Source organism: Alteromonas sp. AWQ4_252, from assembly GCF_056158205.1.
In genome coordinates this window covers 3,806,672-3,828,216 of record NZ_JBSWSV010000001.1, presented here as the reverse complement: position 1 = coordinate 3,828,216, position 21,545 = coordinate 3,806,672, and the positions used below count along the sequence as shown (strand labels likewise).

The 21,545-nt window shown below is 45.4% G+C and carries 15 protein-coding genes; 11 read left to right on the top strand and 4 right to left on the bottom strand.

What is annotated here, in order from left to right; all coding sequences use genetic code 11:
* Positions 1-47 precede the first annotated feature (47 nt).
* From ACXACM_RS16810 to minE, 4 genes are all read left to right on the top strand, one after another.
* Positions 48-1,451: a zincin-like metallopeptidase domain-containing protein gene (locus ACXACM_RS16810; RefSeq protein WP_474823179.1), complete on the top strand. Its 1,404-nt coding sequence runs from the start codon at positions 48-50 to the stop codon at positions 1,449-1,451.
* Positions 1,452-1,648: 197 nt separating this feature from the next.
* Positions 1,649-2,389 (top strand): septum site-determining protein MinC, encoded by a 741-nt coding sequence (gene minC, locus ACXACM_RS16805; RefSeq protein ID WP_474823178.1) that lies wholly within the window; start codon positions 1,649-1,651, stop codon positions 2,387-2,389.
* Positions 2,390-2,418: 29 nt separating this feature from the next.
* Positions 2,419-3,228, top strand: coding sequence for a septum site-determining protein MinD (gene minD / locus ACXACM_RS16800; RefSeq protein ID WP_474823176.1), 810 nt, complete (start codon positions 2,419-2,421; stop codon positions 3,226-3,228).
* Positions 3,228-3,482 (top strand): cell division topological specificity factor MinE, encoded by a 255-nt coding sequence (minE, locus tag ACXACM_RS16795; protein WP_474823174.1) that lies wholly within the window; start codon positions 3,228-3,230, stop codon positions 3,480-3,482. The genes minD and minE overlap by 1 nt, the downstream gene beginning before the upstream one ends.
* Positions 3,483-3,620: 138 nt before the next feature.
* On the opposite strand, the gene ACXACM_RS16790 is transcribed toward minE, so the two are convergent.
* From ACXACM_RS16790 to ACXACM_RS16780, 3 genes are all read right to left on the bottom strand, one after another.
* Entirely contained in the window at positions 3,621-4,214 is a 594-nt protein-coding gene (locus tag ACXACM_RS16790; RefSeq protein WP_474823173.1) for an acyl carrier protein phosphodiesterase, read from the bottom strand.
* An 84-nt stretch (positions 4,215-4,298) separates the two neighbouring features.
* On the bottom strand, positions 4,299-5,843 hold the full coding sequence (locus tag ACXACM_RS16785; protein WP_474823172.1) for a S10 family peptidase: 1,545 nt from the start codon (positions 5,841-5,843) through the stop codon (positions 4,299-4,301).
* 24 nt (positions 5,844-5,867) lie between these two features.
* Positions 5,868-7,160, bottom strand: a complete 1,293-nt coding sequence (locus ACXACM_RS16780) for a M20/M25/M40 family metallo-hydrolase (RefSeq protein ID WP_474823170.1) — start codon at positions 7,158-7,160, stop codon at positions 5,868-5,870.
* Between the two features lie 290 nt (positions 7,161-7,450).
* Here ACXACM_RS16780 and upp point away from each other — a divergent pair, with 290 nt between their 5' ends.
* The 4 genes from upp to ACXACM_RS16760 all read left to right on the top strand — a co-directional run bounded on the left by upp (position 7,451) and on the right by ACXACM_RS16760 (position 14,904).
* Positions 7,451-8,080 carry a uracil phosphoribosyltransferase gene (gene upp, locus ACXACM_RS16775; RefSeq protein WP_474823169.1) on the top strand — a complete coding sequence of 210 codons (630 nt, stop codon included), beginning with the start codon at positions 7,451-7,453 and terminating at the stop codon, positions 8,078-8,080.
* Positions 8,081-8,796: 716 nt separating this feature from the next.
* Positions 8,797-11,616, top strand: a complete 2,820-nt coding sequence (locus ACXACM_RS16770; RefSeq protein ID WP_474823168.1) for a TonB-dependent receptor plug domain-containing protein — start codon at positions 8,797-8,799, stop codon at positions 11,614-11,616.
* Between the two features lie 12 nt (positions 11,617-11,628).
* Positions 11,629-13,245, top strand: a complete 1,617-nt coding sequence (locus tag ACXACM_RS16765; RefSeq protein ID WP_474823167.1) for a zinc-binding metallopeptidase family protein — start codon at positions 11,629-11,631, stop codon at positions 13,243-13,245.
* A 60-nt stretch (positions 13,246-13,305) separates the two neighbouring features.
* Positions 13,306-14,904 carry a peptidase dimerization domain-containing protein gene (locus ACXACM_RS16760; protein WP_474823165.1) on the top strand — a complete coding sequence of 533 codons (1,599 nt, stop codon included), beginning with the start codon at positions 13,306-13,308 and terminating at the stop codon, positions 14,902-14,904.
* Between the two features lie 187 nt (positions 14,905-15,091).
* On the opposite strand, the gene ACXACM_RS16755 is transcribed toward ACXACM_RS16760, so the two are convergent.
* Positions 15,092-15,946 carry a LysR substrate-binding domain-containing protein gene (locus tag ACXACM_RS16755; protein ID WP_474823164.1) on the bottom strand — a complete coding sequence of 285 codons (855 nt, stop codon included), beginning with the start codon at positions 15,944-15,946 and terminating at the stop codon, positions 15,092-15,094.
* Between the two features lie 129 nt (positions 15,947-16,075).
* On the opposite strand from ACXACM_RS16755, the gene glyA reads away from it, so the two are divergent.
* From glyA to ACXACM_RS16740, 3 genes are all read left to right on the top strand, one after another.
* On the top strand, positions 16,076-17,335 hold the full coding sequence (gene glyA / locus ACXACM_RS16750) for a serine hydroxymethyltransferase (RefSeq protein ID WP_474823162.1): 1,260 nt from the start codon (positions 16,076-16,078) through the stop codon (positions 17,333-17,335).
* 218 nt (positions 17,336-17,553) lie between these two features.
* Positions 17,554-18,579: a LacI family DNA-binding transcriptional regulator gene (locus tag ACXACM_RS16745; protein ID WP_474823161.1), complete on the top strand. Its 1,026-nt coding sequence runs from the start codon at positions 17,554-17,556 to the stop codon at positions 18,577-18,579.
* Positions 18,580-18,945: 366 nt separating this feature from the next.
* Positions 18,946-21,450, top strand: a complete 2,505-nt coding sequence (locus ACXACM_RS16740; protein ID WP_474823160.1) for a TonB-dependent receptor — start codon at positions 18,946-18,948, stop codon at positions 21,448-21,450.
* Positions 21,451-21,545 lie beyond the last annotated feature (95 nt).

Sequence of the window (21,545 nt, the reverse complement as noted above, 5' to 3'; positions counted from 1 at the left end):
TTGTTTTGTGCACACCTTCCTGAACCATTGAGAGAAGGATGCTATATATGTTGACCCTTTCACAGTTTCGCAATAGTTATCCCGTTCAACTGGAGTATTCTCTGGCTACGGGCAGCAGCCCTCAAACGCTGCTAAAGTTGTCTGCGAAATACAATGGCTGTGATCCATTTCGTCATTTTTTAGAACAAACCGCAGCCAGTAATCGACCAATCCATTTTCTCGGTCATGACCGCAGCCTGGACGCTAGTGTCTCGAACCTTAGTAATATCAGCAGGCAAATTGCGGATATAGAGGATTCATTAGGTCTGTCTTATCAGGCAATTCTTGAAAAAATTGCAGGGGCGCACAGCAATACAAAGGTTAGTAAACTCTTTGATTTGCAGGCGCCAGGGCAGTGGCAGGGAGTAACCCGTGATGAGATGGTTACTCTGCTTGCTGAACTCCACTACTGGGTTATGTACATCAATGATTTGGATATCATTAAAAAAGACGTGACTACCGCGAAGGGCTTGTATTATTTCCTGCGCAGACATCCCGTTGCTGGTTGCCAGACACTGGCAGACGTGGTGGTTCTCAATCACGATAGCTGGGATTTGGATGAGCGCGTTTATCATCAAATTTTGCACGCTCTCGTAGAGAAGGATAGCGATTGCATTTTGCGCTGGATTGAACAGCCCGAACCCATGGCGCATTTTAATGTGCGCTCTAAGGTGCCATATCAGTCGATGTGGAGTTGGCTCATCCTTTCTCTTGTCGCCAGAACCTGCGGTTACACAAGCAACCTATGGGGTACCAAGCTGCAATGGAAAAAATGTGGGTTCAAACTACGCAAAGGCGCCATGCCTGCACCCGTATTTCACTATTTTTCCATGCCGTCACAGGAATTATCCCTTGGGGAGGGTGATGAAGGTCAGCCGCAGTTAGGACGCAAGGTTCAGTTAGTGTATAACGCGAGTTCTCTGGTTGACTATCGCGGGTTGCCTTATGAAGAAGGGTTCGTCTCCCCGTTATCCTTGCTCCGTGATAAAACAAGGAGTTTGCATGTAGATATTCGGGAGGGGGATAAAGCACAGTGGTTTGCCGACGAAGACTATATAGAAATGCCTCCAGAAACCGGTTTGTACACAAAAAACTTCACTGAAGCCTACTATCAGGCATTGCTACCCGAGTTTGTGCGCTGGGCGGGGCATAAAAGTCGCCTGAATGTAGGACAACAATTTACGTCCCTGATCCAGCGGGATGCCTTTGTAACTTTGGTTAGCGAAGTGGCTACGGCGAATTTGTCAGTGCGTTTTGGTCTTGACAGAAAGCCCTGTCAAACGAGCGTACAAAGGATAGGAAATTGGATTGACGATCTTGATATCGATGCCCGTTTTCGCTTTGTAGCAGAAGCTTCTGAATGTGCTAATCGAGTTTGTAATTTTCTCTTTCCTGACGAAAGACAAAGCTGACTGCAGTTGATCTGATGCATTAATCAGAGCAACATGAGTCAATAAGGCTGTTTTTTGTACGAAGAGCAGCCTTTTGTTGCACTAACAGGCGGCTTTATCTTGCCGTGCACCTGAATTTTGGTAGAGTTATTACCTCTTTCTAGCGGGCGCAAAACTGCGTCCGACTGGGGCAATAACAATAATTCAGGATGCGCTACATGTCAGAACAGTGCTTTCGCATGAAAGGCACCACACTTACCAGTATAGTACTGGAAGTACTTCAATTTGAACCCGATGAATTCGACACGCAACTGGCTGCGAAAATAGCCAGTGCGCCACACTTTTTCACCCGCTCTTCGTTAATCATTCATTTGACGTGTTTACTCACCGTCACTGAGTTTGAGCTGCTTATTGCATTGTGTCGGCGACACAAACTGCAACCTATGGCTGTAAAAGGCAATACACAAGGCCTTACTGGAACCATCAATGACCTGGGTATGTCTGATATCAGCCAGAGTAAATTGAGTGAGCGACCACTTGTCGAGCAAAAAAGCACCCCTGAGGTTACGGCTGAACAGGTGCCTGCTGAAACTGGGGAAAAAGCTGGCGTTGCAGAAACACCCGCGTTAAAGCCTGCGAAAATTGTTTCCCGTCCTGTTCGCTCTGGACAACAGGTTTACGCCGACGGTGCCGATCTTATTATCTTAGGCGCGGTCAGCGAAGGCGCAGAAATACTCGCAGACGGCAACATTCACGTCTATGGTACATTACGTGGGCGAGCGCTGGCCGGCGTGAAGGGCAATAACCAGGCGCGGGTTTTTTGTCAAAATATGGAAGCTGAGTTGGTATCCATTGCCGGCAGATTCGTCATGCAAGAAAACATACAACAACAGTGTTGGAAGAAACCGGCACAGGCATATTTAGACGCTGATACACTCGTGGTCGAAGGATTGAACTAGCCCGGTTATCAGCAATTTGGGGATTAAAAATGGCGAAAATTATTGTAGTTACATCAGGCAAGGGCGGCGTAGGGAAAACAACTTCCAGCGCTGCTATTGCAACCGGCCTGGCACTTGCCGGACATAAAACAGTGGTTATTGATTTTGATGTTGGTTTGCGAAATCTGGATCTCATCATGGGGTGTGAGCGCAGAGTAGTTTACGATTTCGTCAACGTTATCAATAAAGAAGCAACGTTGAACCAAGCGTTAATTAAAGATAAGCGCACAGAGAATCTTTATATTCTGCCCGCTTCACAAACTCGGGACAAAGATGCTCTTACAATGGAAGGCGTACAGAAAGTACTTAATGATTTGTCACAAGAATACGACTTTATCATTTGTGATTCTCCAGCGGGTATTGAGCAAGGCGCACAAATGGCGTTGTACTTTGCTGACGAAGCTATTGTTGTTACCAACCCGGAAGTATCTTCAGTTCGCGATTCTGACCGTATTTTGGGCATTTTGCAAAGTAAATCAATGCGTGCTGAGCAAGGAAAATCAGTGAAAGAGCATTTGCTTCTGACCCGATACAATCCACAGCGGGTAGCGACTGCAGAAATGCTTAGTGTGGCTGATGTGGAGGAGATCCTGGCGGTACCTTTGCTGGGTGTTATCCCGGAGTCAGAGGCAGTATTGAAAGCGTCGAATCAGGGAACGCCGGTTATTCTTGATGATGGCTCGAACGCTGGGCAAGCCTATGCGGATGCCGTGAAGCGTTTACTTGGGGAAAAGGTAGAACACCGTTTCCTTGATGTTGAGAAAAAAGGATTCTTGAAGCGCTTGTTAGGAGGTAAGTAATGGGAATTTTCGATTATCTGCTGAAAAAAGGGAAACCCAGCACTGCCGCCGTAGCCAAAGAGCGATTGCAGATCATCGTTGCTCACGAACGCAGAAAGCGCACTCAACCAGATTATATTCCGATGATGCAGCAGGAAATCCTGGAAGTTATACGCAAATACGTGGAAATTGCAGAAGACGATGTCTCAGTGCAATTGGACAACAGTGACGATTGCAGTGTGCTGGAGCTTAATATTACTCTACCAGAGCGATAAAAAGTTGCACTTTTCCCTTTAGGGTGAGACCACGTTATTACTTTTTTAAGAGCGCTTTAAAAGTGCTCTTATTTCACCTTTATGATTCCGCGCTTTTGTCGCTACCTGCATGTGTGGCGACTTAGCTTGTAGCTGGTATCATACGTCTCCTGTTTCCGTGCTCTGTTGTTCTACATTGGTAAGTAAATCAGCAAAGAAAGCCGGGAAGGCATCGTGAAGCTGTTGGTAAACCGGTAAGAGTTCTTCGATACTGTTTTCAAATTCGTTTTCAAAGCGAATGCGTTTTGCTGTTCGATTCAGCACGTTGCTCACGCCGTCCACAGTCGCGTACACATCTAACCACTGGTCTTTTATCATAGAGTTTATCAGGCGCTGCATAGTTGCTGGCATGACAGGAAGTGCGGCTTCTAAAAGGGTGTAGCGATGATTACAAAAATCATCGAAAGGCTGATCGCTGAAACGGTGCCAGTGGGCAATGAGGTAATGGTCGAAAAGAATGTCCAACGCAATGCCTGAAAAGCGTCGCCTTTGAGGGCTAAAGCTCCCCTTTGCGCTGGTTACAAGGGGGTGAGTATCGGTGAACTTATCCACCAGCAAGTGGGTGTTTAACCCTTGGCGCACTGCATTGGGGAGCGCGGCTTTATCGACACCGCGCTGGAAGTCACCAAGGAGATTACCAAAGCAGGAAGCTGCTGTGGGTTTTGCAATAAACAGGTGAGCCAGATAATTCACGTCCCATGGCCTACAGATACTGTAACTACGACAACCTTGCCTTGCCCGCTAAGGTGCGAGCAAAGGCAACTCGATAGTCGCATTTTAACGTTGATATTTTGCCGGTGTCGTAGCACTGGGTATCGCGCCTCTGATAAATGCGCGAATGTCATCATTGGCAGTTTTTAAATCTTCGTAGCGCAAATACATCATGTGTCCGCTGCGATAGCCTTTAAATTCTAAGCGGTCTTTCATTTTGCCACTGCGGTCGATTTGGGTCATGGTATATTTAGCATCGAAGTAGTTAGTCGCACCATCGTAATAGCCAGATTGAATCATCACACGAAGATAAGGGTTTTCCGCCATGGCGGCACGTAAATCTTCTCCAGTGTGATTATTTTCTCTATCCCATGGATGAACAGGGCCAAACATATTGTATTTTGTATCTGTCACAAACCCCAGGTCATTGCGCAGATAATCATTGATCGCCGGTGTAAAAGCGTGCAGCCACGAACTCAGTTCTGCGTTGTAATCCGGGTAGTCGCCCACGTCTTTTTCGTCGATACCAAGGTAGCGACTGTCTAACCTGCCGATAGTTTTACCTTCATCTCTAAGTAGTGCTTTCCAGAAATACCACGTGCTGACATCCAGGTTGTTTTGTTCAATTTCCGTAGTCGACAACCCTGAATAGGCTGCATATTGCTCGGTAACTTTCTGTTTCTCAGCTTTGTCGATCCATGCCCCTTTTGCCAGCGCAGGCAATAAGGTGTTTAACGTAAAATCTTCTACCTCGGGTAAAAAGGCTTCCAATTCCATATTTTGATATTTTGGCGCAAGTTTATTATGAAACCATGCGGCAGCGGCAAAATAAGGTAAGCGATTGGCGGACTCAACGTTTCCTTCCCGAGATATTCCCAACTCAGTTGGTGAAACCAAAATGACGCCATTGAGGTACATCCATTGACTTTCCTGCAGTGCTTTGGCCAGCCCTGATACCCGTGTGGTACCGTAACTCTCACCGATTAGAAACTTTGGTGAACGCCAACGGTTTTGACGACTTACGAAGGTGTTTAACCAATCTGCAAGATAAGTAATGTCGGCATTAACACCAAAGAAAAGACTTTTTTGCTCATCTTTGCCGGGCATTTTTCCTTCTTCATCTGGTAACACTCTGCTATACCCAGTGTTAACCGGATTGACATAGACAATATCAGCGACATCCAAAATTGAGTAAGGATTGTCTTTCACCCCGTAAGGCTGTAATGGATAGCCTTCTTCGTCGATATTAAGGATTTTAGGCCCTGTATAGGCTATATGCATCCACACAGACGCTGAGCCGGGGCCACCGTTAAAGCTAATGACAAGGGGCCTTTTCTCTTGGTTCTTCTGGTTGCTTTTTTCGTAGTAGGTATATTGCAAAGTTGCAATGGGCAGGCCTTCCTCGTTCCAAACAGGTTGCATACCTGCAGTCGCGGTATACGAAATCTTTTTGCCATTAATGGTGGTTTTGTGTTCCGTAGTCTTAGCCATTTCCACCGCAATTGTCCGTTTATATGATTCAGCCTCTTTTGAGAAGGCCGAAAACGCCACAGACATAAGCACTAAGCAAAAACCTACGGAAACGGGTAGGGCAGTTTGCGAAATTTTCATCAGATATCCTTAGTCGGGTAGTTATTATTGTATTTTTAAACGATACAGCAATAAAGCCGCTCGTTTAGCCTGGGATGTAAGGCTACGTAGATCGCCTACTTCATCAACCGTATGGGCATCTGCACCACTCATGCCTAAACCATCAATGGCCATATCAACATGAGCCGAGGTAAAGGATACATCAGCGGCACCAGCGTTCAATGGATTTACCGCAACCACGGCGCCGAATCCCAAATCTTCACTGGCCTGGCTGTAAAGATTAAGTAACGTTTTGTTGCCGTCCGTAGGGGCAAGGGCGGGGTAGCCTTCAGCAAAGGTTATAGTACTTTGAGTCTGGGGTAAGCTATTGCTTACTATAGATTGCATTTTCTTCTTTACTCTGGCGAGCTGTACTTCAGAAATAGCCCGAATATCGCCGGTCACAACAGCGGTTTCTGCCACCACATTGTTTTTCCCAAAACTGGTGCCACTGTTGCTTTTTCTGTCGTGTGTTACTGTAGTCCCACCCAGAATTTTCCCAGGGTTAAACGTAAGTAAATCTTCACTTCTTAACTCCTTGTAAAATGTATTTAATATTCTCGAAGCTTCGTAGATGGCTCCCGCGCCTACTTTTTCACTAAATACTCTGGATGAGTGTGATGGAACGCCTTTCACGTTGAGGGTCCAGCCAATAGAGCCCCGTCTGGAAATGTTAGCCGTCTTTGGATTGCCATCACCATTTTCAAACCCTATGGCGATGTCTGCCCACTTTGCACTGTCGATAAGTGCTTTTTTAGACAGCGACAATGGACGACCGCTCAGTTCCTCATCACCGGTCATAACAATATGAATGTTCATGTCCTGAAGTTCACCTGCGGCTTGTAAGGCCTTCAGTACTTGCAAGATAATGACATTGCCGCCTTTCATATCAGCTATGCCTGGGCCGCGAGCCGTATATTCGTCAATTCTCTCGAAATGCTGAAAAGGACTGTCGGGTTCAAACACGGTATCCAGATGCCCAATCAATAAAAACCGGGGCCCAGTACTTCCCTTTTTCTTTGCTACTAAATGTCCAGCACGTCCAAAAGCGGTGCCATCTTCAAAGGTTACCTCGAAGCCGAGGGCTTTAAATTCCCCAGACAGAGTATCTGCTACTTTTTTGACGCCGGTAAAATTCATGGTGCCACTGTTGATGTTTACAATATCTTCCAGCAACCGCTCCGCTTGCGCCTGGTTCTGATCAATGTATTTGGTCATGATTTTTTCTTTGCTGCTTATGTCTGCCATCGTATTAACTGACACCAGGCAAAGCCCGAGGAGTAGTGCTCGTAATTTCATATCGTTGTTCCCTGAAGTGTTTTTTAGCCACAGTACGTCTCAACGTGGTGGACATGCAAAGTGTTGTCGACTAACCCGCTAAACTCTCGGCTAAAAGGGGGTTGTTTAATTCATTTCAGCGCTGGGTACTTATCCATTGAAGTAGGATTCGTTGTTACAGAGTTGAAATACGGTGGGACAGGGCGCAAAATTGGGTCATGTCGCAAGTACGACATCCACAATGCAGTGGAATCGGCCTGTGTCGAATTTATGTACGCATTTTGGTCAATGGCAACAGACAGGAGATAATCGTGGCCGTTTTTGAAATCAAGCACCCGTTAATTCAACATAAAATTGGCCTGATGCGCGAGGCAAATATTTCCAGCAAAGACTTTAGAGAACTGGCCAGTGAAGTTGGAAACTTGCTTACTTATGAAGCCACCAGAGAGTTGCCTACAGAAACGTCTTCTATTGAAGGTTGGAACGGTAATACTCTGGATGTGGAAAAAATAAAGGGAAAGAAAATTACCGTAGTGCCAATTCTTCGTGCTGGTCTGGGTATGCTAGATGGCGTGTTACGCTTAATTCCCAATGCAAAGATCAGTGTTGTAGGCCTCTATCGTGACGAAGAGACCCTTCAGCCTGTGGCTTATTTTGACAAGGTCGTGAAGGATATCGATATGCGCACCGCATTGATTGTCGACCCTATGCTGGCAACAGGTGGTACCTTAATCGCAACTATCGATTTGTTGAAGGAGAAGGGCTGCGAGCAAATCATGGGGTTGTTCTTAGTGTCAGCGCCAGAGGGTATTGCTGCAGTCCGTGAGGCACATCCAGATGTAGATATTTTTACCGCTTCTATAGATGATAAGCTCAATGAAAAGGGCTATATCCTGCCTGGTCTCGGGGACGCAGGTGATAAGATTTTCGGTACCCGTTGAATATAAAGTTGTTGGGCGCTGTTTGTTACTTAAAAAGTAGTGCTACTCCCGTTTTGAAGCAAAATGGTGCATATTGTATGAATAAATATTCAATCATGCACCATAATTAGCAAAATGAGCATCCTGACGAGTAATGACTTTGCGTTCGGATGATGTCACAGTCAGTCTAAATTAAAGCAAAATTTCAACTCGTCAATATCTTCTAAACTAGCAATTTTAGTCGTCTCTAAGCACATTATTCCTTTTTTATTAGGATGAAAATTTTAGTTTTTTGGTTTTGTTATGATGTAACATTTTTTTTGACGCGAATCACTAAAAAGGTGTAATGGTGCATTATGTTTGTGCAATCTAAACTAAAGTATAAAGTTCGTTAATCTTTTTATTAAAAATAATTATGCAAAATACTCTTTTGTCTATATCGATATTTATAAAAGGCTTATGAAATAAATAAAATTTATATGTTTAGTGCTTGTTAAAATAAAAGTTAATAAGGTTAAGCTGCTGAAAAGCAAGGTGTAAACTCAATCCTACCTCCATTAATTCCTTTGGAATATTTTTTTTCTCGATAAATTATATTTAAAACAGTGTATTAGGTACGTCTTGTGCAAAAGTGTATGTGTTAGTCCCGGCTGAAAAAATACGCGACAAAGCGGTAATAAAACGCAAGAACATACTCAGCTCTACAACAAGCACCGTACTTATTAGAGGAATACACTATGAAAGCAAAGGTAACGTTTAGGACCAAAAAGCTCGTGCTAGCGGCGGCCATAACCAGTGCACTTAATGCACCTGTATTCGCGCAGCAATCATCAGAAACGGAAAATGCTGTTGATGAACAGAAAATGGAATCCATACAGGTAACAGGTTCGCGTGTTTCCAGAGATGGCTATGACACGCCCACGCCAGTTGCCTCGATGTCTGAAGAAGACATCAACACCTTTGCTCCGGACAGTGTGGCTGATTTTGTGAACACTATGCCTTCGGTTACTGGCAGTTCAACGGCCTCAACCAGTTCAGGTTCACTCAGTAACGGTGCGTCGGGTATTGCAGCACTGAACCTGAGAGCGTTGGGTACTGGCAGAACACTGGTACTGTTCGATGGTCAGCGTTCTGTGGTTTCAGCTTCTACCGGTCAGGTAGATACCAATACTTTTCCACAGTCACTGATCAAAAGGGTGGAAATTGTTACCGGGGGCGCTTCATCAGTATATGGTTCTGACGCCATTAGTGGTGTAGTTAACTTTATTCTTGATAAAGAATATACAGGATTCAAGGCTGAAGCCGAGTATGGCGAAACCACTTACGGCGACAGGGAAAATAATAAAATTGTACTGACCTATGGTACGGAGCTAGGAAACGGTGATGGCCACCTGTTAATCAGTGGCGAAACATTCCATGCAAATGGTATCCACAACACCACCAGAGATTACGCGGAAGATGGCAGTGTGGCCATGATAAACCCCGATACGTCAGAGGGTTCACCTTTTTACTTTGTAGGTGACGGTATTGGTATCTCAAACTACACGCCAGGCGGTCTCATTGCTTCTGGTCCTCTTGAAGGAACGTATTTTGGCGTTGACGGTGTGCCAGGGCAGTTAGCGTATGGCGAGGTATCCGGCCAGTGGATGATTGGCGGTGACTGGCAATATACAACCTCAGGCATGATAGGGACGAACTCTCTTGCTGCAGAAATAGACAGAAAGAACTTATTCGGCCGCTTAAGCTGGATGTTTGGCGAAACAGAAGTGTTTTTGCAAGGTTCTTACGCCGAATATGAAGGTTTGAGTTACTATATCAATCCAACCACCAAAGGCGTGACGATATACGCAGACAACGCCTATTTACCTGCATCAGTATCGTCGCAAATGACAGAGTTGGGCCTTGACAGTTTTTCACTGAATACCAGTAATGTGGATATGCCAGCGTCGGGTAGCAACAACAAGCGTGACACAACCCGTATTGTCGTTGGAGCCGATGGTGAGTTTGCTTTGGGCGATAAGTTTTTCAACTGGGATGCGTATTATCAGTACGGTAAAACAAATACTGATGAGCATATGACATCCACGTATAATTCTTCGCGACTTTCATTAGCGACTGATGCAGTGGTTGATCCAAGTACGGGTAATATTGTCTGTCGTTCCACATTATCTGACCCTAGTAATGGTTGTGTACCCTTGAACCGTCTGGGCGTGGGCGTCGCCAGTGATGAGGCGTTAAACTATGTTCTGGGGCGTCCTCGCCGTGAACAGTCATTTATTCAGGATGTGGCCGCTATAAACTTCTCTACTAGTGACATAGACGGCTGGGCTGGCCCAATTTCAATTGCTTTCGGTGCCGAGTATCGAGGCGAAGAAATGGATGGTGAGGTCGACTCACAGTATTCTTCTGGCTGGAAATATGGCAACTATAAGGTCACGGAAGGTTCTTATAATGTAAAAGAAGCGTATCTCGAAGCACTTGTTCCGGTAATGGACGATCTGGATTTCAATGGTGCGGTTCGCTACACCGATTACAGTACGTCTGGCGGCGTGACGACATGGAAAACCGGCCTGACATGGTCGCCCATTGATGATGCCACTTTCCGTCTGACCCGTTCGAAAGATATTAGGGCACCAAACTTATCTGAGCTCTATGCAGCTGGTACGGCTCGCTCAAACTCGGTAACTATCAATGGTGCGTCTGTACCTATGATTCAAAACCTCCAAGGTAACCCGAATGTCAGCCCTGAAGAAGGGGACTCCTGGGGACTGGGTGTAGTATTACGTCCATCATTCCTTGAAGGTTTTTCTGCCACTATCGATTACTACGAAGTAGAAATTGAGGGCGTGATCAGTTTTGTATCTGCTGATGCAACAGCTGAATATTGTGTTGAATTTGGTGTTCAGCGTTACTGCGACAACATGATTTACGATGAAAGCGGTACCCTGCAAACTATTAATCTGCTTTATGAAAACCTGAACTCCATGACGGCAAAGGGTGTCGATTATGACTTAACTTATCGTTTTGACACTGCGGATATTATTGACGGTGCACCGGGTGACTTCAAACTCCGATTCCTGGCTACAAACTACCTTGAAGCGATTACTGACAATGGTGTAACGGCCATCGACCAGGCAGGTTCGGTTGCTAACAGTACTCCAGACTGGAAGTACCGCGCGTCGGTGACTTATAGCCTGGACGATATGCGCTTTGACCTCACGGCACGAGGGATTTCAGAAGGTACATTGAGCAATGCGTACATTGAATGTGCGTCGAATTGTCCTGACAGTATCGCACCAAACTATACCATCAACGACAACACAGTGGCGGCAAAGGTCTACCTTGATGCTTATGCCTCCAAGTCAATTCCCATGGGCGATGTGGGTTCTTTAGAGTTATATCTGCAAGTGAGAAACCTGATGAACTCCGACCCTGCTGAGGTGACTTACCCAGCGTTTCAGGGGTCAGAAAACAGACCTGGTTACCTGGCAACAAACCGCAGTTTATACGATGTGTTAGGTCGTCAATTTAAAGTGGGTTTCCGTTTAGAGTTATAAGGGATTATTACTATGCAACTTGTATCACAACGATTTCAACAAACTCTGGGTTCGGCGCTGATAGCGCTGGCCCTATCCAGCGCCACTGGAGCGTCTCTGGCCGCTACCAGTATGTCTCAGAATGAGCGAATGGATGCCAAAAAAGCCCTGATCAAGGCCATTGATGACAAAGCGAAACAAGCACAGGTTATGAACGACATGATCTTCAGCTTTGGCGAATTGGGTTTTCAAGAGTATCAAACGTCAAAATATCTGACCGATATCCTCAAAGAAAATGGCTTTACTGTGGAAGAAGGCATCTCTGGTATTCCTACAGCATGGATGGCAACCTGGGGGGAAGGTGAGCCGGTTATTGCCTTAGGCTCAGATATCGATGGCATACCCAAAGCATCGCAAAAGCCCGGCGTAGCCTATCATGATCCTATCCTTAAGGGCGCTCCTGGGCACGGCGAGGGTCATAACTCTGGTCAGGTCGTCAACATTATCGCTATTCTAGCGGTCAAGGAATACATGGAAGCGAACGGCCTGACAGGAACCATTAAAGTGTGGCCAGGCGTAGCGGAAGAACAACTCGGTACCAAAGCTTATTATGTTCGTGATGGCTACTTTAATGATGTAGATGCAGTGTTGTTTTCACACGTCTCAAACTCTTTTAGCACCAGTTGGGGAGCGGGCAGAGGTAATGGCTTAATCTCTGTGCAATATAATTTCTACGGTGAATCCGCCCACAGTGCAGGGTCGCCCTGGCGGGGCAGAAGTGCGTTAGACGCAGTGGAACTCATGGAAGTAGGGATGAGCTATCGTCGTGAGCATTTGCGGCTTTCTCAGCGTATCCACTCTATTGTTGTTGATGGTGGCGATCAGCCGAACGTTGTTCCGCCGGTGGCGAGTCGCTGGTACTTTTTCCGCGAATCCGATTACCCACACATAAAATCATTGTGGGAGATAGGAGACAAAATGGCTGAGGGGGCTGCCATGATGTCGAATACCACCTGGGAATCGGTAGTACTTGGTTCTGCTTGGCCACAACACATGAATAAAGCAATGGCAGAAGACGCTTATGAGAATATAAAGCTAGTGGGCATGCCCCAGTGGACTGAAGACGATATTGCGTTAGCGAAAGCACTTCAAAAAGAAATTGGTGTTGAACCAGAAGGCTTGCGCACAGAAATCAGTGAACTGAGTGATCCACCTGATCCTAAAAAGCTCACCGGTGGTGGTTCAGATGATATTGGTGATATCTCTTGGCAAGTCCCCACCATCACACTCAGGTATCCGGCAAACATACCTAACTTGCCTGGTCACAACTGGTCAAACGCAGTTGCCATGGCCACGCCTATTGCTCACAAAGGCATTCTGGCTGGTGCTAAAGCCCAAGCTCTGACACTTTTTGATTTACTCACCGATGACGCCCTGATGGACAGCGCATGGGATTACTACAAAAACGTACAGACTAAAGACGCGTCGTATACACCGTTACTGAGAGAGCAGGACAAACCGGCTGTGCATCTAAACAAAGGCATCATGGCCCAGTTTAAAGGCGATATGTCGGAGTTTTATTACGACCCGGAAAAATATGACACCTATATGGAACAGTTGGGTGTGTCTTATCCAACAGTCAGAGAGTAAACCCTCGGTGAAAGATACAGGCGCTGTAAGAAACTCAGCGCCTGTCGTTAGGAGTGTCATATGAAGTATTTAATGAAGGCGTGTCGTTTAGCACTACTATCAGGCGTAATTGTATCGTCAGTTCAGGCTACGACATTAACGCCTGAACAGCGTGAGAAAGCGAAAGACGAGCTGGCTGCAAAAATTGATAAGCAAGCCAAGTTGGCTCAGGTCATGAATGATATGATCTTTTCATTTGGTGAGTTAGGATTTCAGGAAATTGAAACGTCTGCCTACCTAACTGCGTATCTCGAAGAACACGGCTTTGCCGTAGAACGTGGTATTTCCGGTATTCCCACTGCGTGGTATGCAACCTGGGGAAGCGGGAAGCCGGTTATCGCCCTGGGTACTGATTTGGATGGTATTCCCAAGGCTTCTCAAAAGCCTGGAGTGGCATATCACGACCCCATAGTTGAAGGTGCACCCGGGCACGGCGAGGGGCACAATTCAGGTCAGGTCGTCAATATTATAGCTGCGTTGGCAATGAAAGATTATATGATCGCCAACGATATTGAGGGCACCTTAGTGTTGTGGCCGGGCGTAGCAGAAGAGCAATTGGCGACAAAAGCTTATTATGTACGTGATGGTTATTTTGACAATGTCGATGCCGTTTTATACTCACATGTGGGCAATGGTTTCGGTACGTTTTACGGCAATCCTGGGATGTCTGGGATGGTGTCTGTGAAATACAATTTTTACGGTGAATCCGCTCACAGTGCTGGTTCGCCCTGGCGCGGACGAAGTGCTCTTGATGCTGTAGAACTTATGTCTGTAGGCATGAATTACCGTCGTGAGCATTTGCGCATAGCACAGCGTACCCATGCTGTTATTGTGGATGGAGGCGATCAGCCAAATGTGGTTCCCCCTAAAGCGACTTCATGGTATTTCTTCCGTGAAACAGACTACCCCCATATTAAAGCGCTCTGGGAAGTAGGTGACAAGATGGCAGAAGGTGCCGCCCTGATGAGTAATACGTCTTGGGACTCTGTTGTTATGGGCACCGCCTGGCCTGGTCATTTTAATAAACCGCTGGCACTGGCAGCCTATGAAAATATAAAGAAAGTGGGCATGCCTGAGTGGTCAGAAGCCGACGTAACATTAGCGAAAGCTCTGCAAAAAGAAATTGGGGCACCTGTGACAGGTTTAGCGGAAGATATCATGCCCATGCGAGAGCCGCCGCCACAAGATAAACTTACCGGCGGAGGCTCCGATGATGTGGGAGATATTGCATGGAATGTACCGACCATTTTCATGCTGTATCCATCAAACATTCCTAATTTACCGGGTCATAACTGGTCCAATGCAGTATCTATGGCAACACCCATTGCACATAAGGGGATAGTTGCCGGCGCGAAGGCTCATGCGATGAACCTGGTTGACCTATTCACTAATCCAGATTTACTCCCCGAAATGCATGCGTACTTTAACGATGTTCAAACTAAAGACATTAAGTACGAGTCGTTGTTGAGAGAAGGCGATGAGCCGCAAATCCATCTCAATGAAGATATTATGGCTAAGTATCGGGACAAGATGCGTAAGTTCTACTACAACCCAGAAAAATACGACACCTATCTTGAGCAATTAGGGGTGGATTACCCCATGGTAAAAAGTGACAACTAAGCTGCTACTACGATTGTGAGTTAATCATGGCAGCAAATGGCTTGAATCTGCACTCTTTAAAAGGTCAAATCAAGCCTATCTGGTCTGCTGGCTGGCTTTGCCATCCAGCCTGACATGCCCCTTGGGGCCAATCATGTGTACGTGCTCCGTTGAGCGTTTTCAGGCAGCCTTATTGTGCTGCCTTTTTTTATATAGATAATTCGGTAACAATGGTTTTTGCAAGGAGCTCAATAGCTTCAGAGCGCACTTTTTGTGGGTTAACTAAGCACACTCCAATTTGCCCCAATTCGGGTAATGCTTTCGACGCAGACAGAACATGTAAACCATTTGGGACCGTACTTTTTGCCAAAACGGTTATGCCCAAACCTTCATTGATGGCGGTTTGAATGCCATTTAAGTCGCCAATAGTATAAACAATTTGCCATTGCTTTTTACTTTGTGCGAGTAAATTCGTAGCCCGCTTCCGATAAATACAAGGAGCTGGGGCCGCGATAATAGGGAGTTTATCTGGCAGATTATTCACAAATCGCTGGCTACCTACCCATACCAGTTGCTCGGTTTCGATATAGCCGTCTTGAGTCGGATCAGGTTGTTCCTGCAAGGACAATATAAGATCGAATTGATTCTTTAAGGGCTCGCAGAGTAAATCCTTACTCAGTGCGCAGTGAACTTCCATGGATATTTCAGGATAGGATTGGGTGAAGCGACGAATTATTTTCGGCATCAGGGTGGTCGAGAACTCACTGGGTATGCCCAACTTTATATTCCCACTCACCTGAGGGCGGCCAAATTCTGCCATCGCTTGATCGTTCAGCATTAGAATTTTCATGCCAAACTCCAACAACTTGCTACCTGCAAGCGTCAGCGTTAACCGATTCCCTTCCCGAGAAAACAGCTTTTCACCTACCACGTCTTCGAGCTTTTTTATTTGCAAGCTGATAGCCGGCTGCGTGCGCTTGAGACGTTCTGCACAAACGGTATAGCTTCCTGTTTGCGCAATGGTCACAAAGGATCTAAGGAAGTCGATAGATAAATTTTTCATGCCTACACTCCTGCTGAAAATAGGCAGGCAATCCTATTTCATAAACTTATGGTTCGATTGTTTTTATTAATTTTATTTATTCTTGTACTACAACTAGCATAAAGAAACTTAAAACACAATGGAGATATCATGAGCTTGTTACTAACCACCTTAAAAGAGTGCGATCCAGACATCGCGGCGGTACTTGAAAAAGAGGCCATTCGTCAGGAAGACCATATTGAACTGATTGCGTCGGAAAACTATACAAGTCAGGCGGTGATGACTGCACAAGGGAGCCAGCTTACTAACAAATATGCCGAAGGGTATCCGGCAAAGCGTTATTATGGCGGTTGTGAGGCGGTAGACGTGGCAGAACAACTGGCCATAGACAGAGCAAAAGCCCTATTTGGCGCAGACTATGCTAACGTTCAGCCACATTCAGGTTCACAGGCTAATGCGGCGGTGTATATGGCACTGCTGGCACCGGGCGATACGATCTTAGGGCTTAGCCTGGATCATGGAGGTCATTTAACTCATGGTGCCAAACCAAATTTTTCCGGAAAGTTGTACAACGCAGTGCAATATGGCTTGAATGAAGACACTGGAGAGATTGACTATGAACAGGTACTTGAGCTGGCCAGAACGCACAGGCCAAAGATGATTGTGGCAGGCTTTTCTGCATACTCCCGAGTCGTCGATTGGCAACGTTTTAGGCGCATTGCAGATGAAGTGGGTGCATTTCTACTCGTAGATATGGCCCACGTCGCCGGTTTGGTTGCAGCAGGACAATATCCCAGCCCTATCGATGCAGCGCACGTGGTGACTTCTACAACACACAAAACATTGCGGGGACCACGGGGCGGGCTGATCCTTTGCAAAGGCCAGCCAGAGCTGGAAAAGAAACTGAATTCATTGATATTTCCCGGAATTCAGGGCGGTCCTTTGATGCATGTGATTGCAGCGAAGGCTGTAGCATTTAAAGAGGCGATGTCAGAGTCGTTTGTTTTATACCAAAAAAACGTGGTTGCAAACGCAAGAGTAATGGCTGATACCTTCATCAAGCGTGGCTTTACTGTGGTTTCTAATGGTACAGACAATCATATGTTTTTATTAAGTTTGGTAGATAAGCAGATGACAGGAAAACACGCTGACGCCTTGTTGGATGCTGTCAATATAACTGTAAATAAAAATACAGTGCCTAACGATCCTCAATCTCCCTTTGTTACCAGCGGTATTAGAATCGGTACACCGGCGGTAACTTCCAGAGGGTTTACTCAAGAAGAGTGCGAGCAGCTAACTCACTGGATCTGTGATGTTCTTGAACATCCTGAAAGCAGCGAAGTGAGCGAGTCAGTTAAACAGAAGGTAGTAAAGTTAACAGCGTCTCGACCCGTGTATCAGCTTTCCTAATAAAAATCCTGGCTGGTAACTTGAGCGTGTAGAGTTTTGCTATACACTTTGCTGTAAAGCGTACTGCGAAGGTCTTCTCTCTAATTACCGGCTTTTCGTTGCAATAAAAAATTCGCTCTCTGTTTTCACATCGTGATAACATCACCCAATTGTGCAATTGAAAGTTACCTGGTGCCGGGAACTGTCTCTCCATTTTAGTTTATCCTTCAAGTGAATTCATGAAAAGAAACAAGCTGACTTTAAAAGATGTAGCGCTTCAGCTGGGTGTGTCCACTGCCACAATTTCCAACGCATTTAACCGTCCGGATCAGCTTTCGGCGACTAAGCGAGAAGAAATTCTTACTGCTTGTAAAAGGATAGGTTATACCGGTCCTAACAAAGCAGCTCAGATCTTGCGAAAAGGTCAATCTAATATTGTGGCACTGATACTGGCTGACAACATTGAATACATGGTGAGTGATCCTGTTGCCAGTATGTTTATCAAAGGGGTTTCGTCCGTTCTGCAAAGCGCTGATAAGCATTTGTTACTGTATGCGGGTAGTGCAAAGAGTGTATCTGATGTTGCCGATTTTGTTGACGGCTTCATTTGTTATGGTGCACCGGAGAATCCAGTATTAGGCCATGAACTGAAACAACAAGATAAGCCTGTAGTTACCGTAGATTTTAATTTAGGGGACTGGCCATCTGTCAATATCGATAACGAAATGGCAGCCTATCAAATAGCAAAGCATGCTATTGCTGCCGGAGATGAAGTTGCTATTTTAGGACTTAAGCTTATCGACTCTCCAACGACGTGTCGTGTACATGACAGCCCGCTCCTTGATACTGAGACCGCAATTTCGCACCGGCGACTGGATGGCTACTTCCGGGCAATGAATGAAATTGGGTGCGATATCAACAACGAACTCATTTGGCACATACCAGAGAGCAGGGGAAATTATTCTCGGCAGGCTGCAAAAGAAGTGCTTAGTATATCACCCCGTCCGAATACCATATTGTGTATGAGTGACATTATTGCCTTGGAGTTACTGCAATGCGCTTTGTCGATGGGCTTAGAGATTCCCAAAACGCTAAAAGTAACTGGTTTCGACGGGATAGACGAGGCTAAACGAACGCGCCCCCAACTTACAACTGTTAGTCAATCAAGCACAGACAAAGGGAAGCGAGCCGCTGAATTATTTCTCTCTCTGAGCAAAGATAGTGTCCTATTGCCCTTCGCAATTTTCCAAGGTGAAACTGCCTGATAAATAGTTCCTTGACTTCCCCCTCCCGTAATATTTCACCAGACTTTGGCACTTTTCTATTCTATGAACTATGTTTAGTTACACGTTAGAGCCTTATTTGTACTTTTGTCTTAATCGAGTAAGGTTGGCTATTATTATTTTTTGTTAACGTATGAAAAATACCTTTTTTCAAGTTTATGTTTTCAAACAATATATTATTTGAATGCTATTTGTTTGTAATTTTTTTGTTCACAAGTAATTTACAGTGATGATTTTTTGTATTACATTACTTAAACGATTAAGTTTCCGTTTCACAAAATTACAACAGTATGGAAACGGTCATTAAATTAACTAACTTAAAAGCACATAAGCCTTTCTGGAGAAATCATGAATAAGCGTTACGCATTAAGTCAATTGGCACTGGCCATTGGTGCCACGTTAGCAAGCCCGGTTTTCGCTCAGGACAACGTTGAAGCTGAAAAACAAGATCAAGCCAAATACGAACAGATTGTAGTAACCGCGAGCCCTGGCGGAGCTACTATGCAGGAAGCCAGTGTATCGGTGAGTTCATTTAACGAGGACGACATTGTTAAACTGGCCCCACGTTCAACTGCAGAAGTATTTAGAGCATTACCTGGTATTCGGGCTGAGTCTTCAGGTGGTGGTGGTAACGCAAACATTACAATTCGGGGCATACCTCTTGCGACAGGTGGCTCTAAATTTCTCCAGATCCACGAAGATGGTCTGCCGGTACTCGAATACGGCGATATAAACTTTGGTAACGCAGATAACTTCCTACGCTACGACTGGTCTGTAGCCAATGTGGAAGCCATTAGAGGTGGTTCTGCTTCTACATTTGCAAGTAACTCTCCCGGTGGTGTTATTAATATGATCAGTAACACGGGCGAAATTGGCGGTGGTGCTATTGGTACATCGTTTGGTGTTGATTACGATGAAATGCGTTTAGATTTTCGTTATGGCGGAGAAATAAGCGATGACTTGTACTACCATATTGCAGGTTTTGCCAGAGGTGGTGAGGGCCCCCGTGAGACTGGTTACGAGGGTGATAAAGGCGGCCAGATAAAAATGAACATTACCAAGCTATTGGAAAATGGTCATATTCGCTTCCATTACAAAAATCTTGACGACAAGGTTTCAACATACCTTCCTTCGCCTGTACTTGTTAAAAGCAATGGTGAGTTTGGGCCCGTGCCAGGTTATGATGCCAGTACTCAGACTTTAAACTCTGCCTACAATACAAATATCTCTACTTTTGACAGTTACGGAAATCCTGAAAATCGAGATGTCCGGGATGGTATTGAGTCAAAAGTTAATTCATTTGGCGTAGAAGTTGATCTCGAAGTTGCCGATTCTCTCTTCCTGTTGAATAAATTTAGAATTTCTGATGTGTCAGGTGGTTTTATTGCCCCATTTACTGACGGATTTCCTGCAGGACCGGGTGATGTAAGTAATTTCGCAACTGCGTTATGTGCTGGTGCACTTGATGGTGACGGAAACGCGCTTAACTGTGATAGTACAACAGTAACTTTGGCAAACGGACCTAATGCGGGAGATGTGTACACAGGACAAGCGTTTACTAACCTGCAATTCGACACTCGGATCAACGATTTAGGCAACATGATAAATGATTTCAGTTTGCGTAAAGAACTCGATAATGGGGTGAATATCACAGTCGGTTATTACTATTCTAATCAGGATATCGCGACGAGCTGGTCAAGTTGGCAGACGTTTATTCAAACGCTAGATGGCTCAAATTCACAGTTATTGAATATTACAGATGCCGACGGTACGTCATTAGTCGACAACGGGTTGCTCTCTGCCAGCTTCCTTTCCTGGGAGTGGGATTTAAACTATGTCACGAAAGCACCATACCTGAATGTTGGGTTTGAGTTAGCAGACAATATCCTCATTGATGCATCTGTGCGTCATGATACTGTTGAGGCTTCAGGTGAACTCATCAGCTTCTGTTGTGGAGGCAATGCAGATTTCGACTTGAATGGTAACGGTGTGATTGAGCAGATTGAAGATGCTTCTGCACAAAACAGTGGGTTTATCAGTGGTGGCGTTATTAATCTTAATCGCGCCGGTGCGTCTTCGCAAATTGTCGACTACACAGCGAGTAACACTTCTTACTCCTTCGGTGGTTCTTATTTGTTAAGCGATAGCCAAACTATTTTCGCGCGGTATTCGAAAGGCGGTAGGGCACTAGCCGACAGATTGTTGCAAATTGGCGGCACTCTGAATGCTGATGGAAGTTTAAGCGATACGACTTCAGGTTTCGACACCACCAAACAGCTAGAGATTGGATATAAGTACGGAACCCGAGATCTAATGTTGAACGCGACATTGTTTGACACAGTGACTGAAGATACGCAGGCGGAAGTGACCAGTGGTTTAACCTTCATGCGTGAATATGAAGCAACTGGTTTGGAATTCGAGGGCCGCTGGAACGCAACAGATAATTTCGTCATTTCCGGTAACCTTACCTGGACTGATGCTGAAATTAGTAAAGATGTAAACGAACCGGAGTTGGAGGGCAACACGCCACGTCGTCAGGCTGACTGGATTTGGACGATTACACCTGAATATGTGACTGATTTTTGGTCAGTGGGTGCATCATTACAAGGTTCAACTGAATACTATGTTCAAGATAATAATGACCTCAAGCAGGATGCTTATAATCTTGTGAATCTGTTTGCTACCTACTGGGTAAACGATCAGTTTTCTGTCTCTCTGAACATTAACAATGCGACTGATGAGTTTGTTATTACTGAGTCAGAGGAGCGTTCAGCTGCAGTGGGAAGCTACATTCGAGCGCGTCCACTAAATGGTCGTACGACAGTATTGTCGCTGAAATACTTATTTGATTAATTAATCAGATATTGAAAAGCCCGCTACAACTAGCGGGCTTTTTTTTGAACAAAATAGAGTGTGTTGACCTTTAGTGCAAAAACGTATCGCAACGG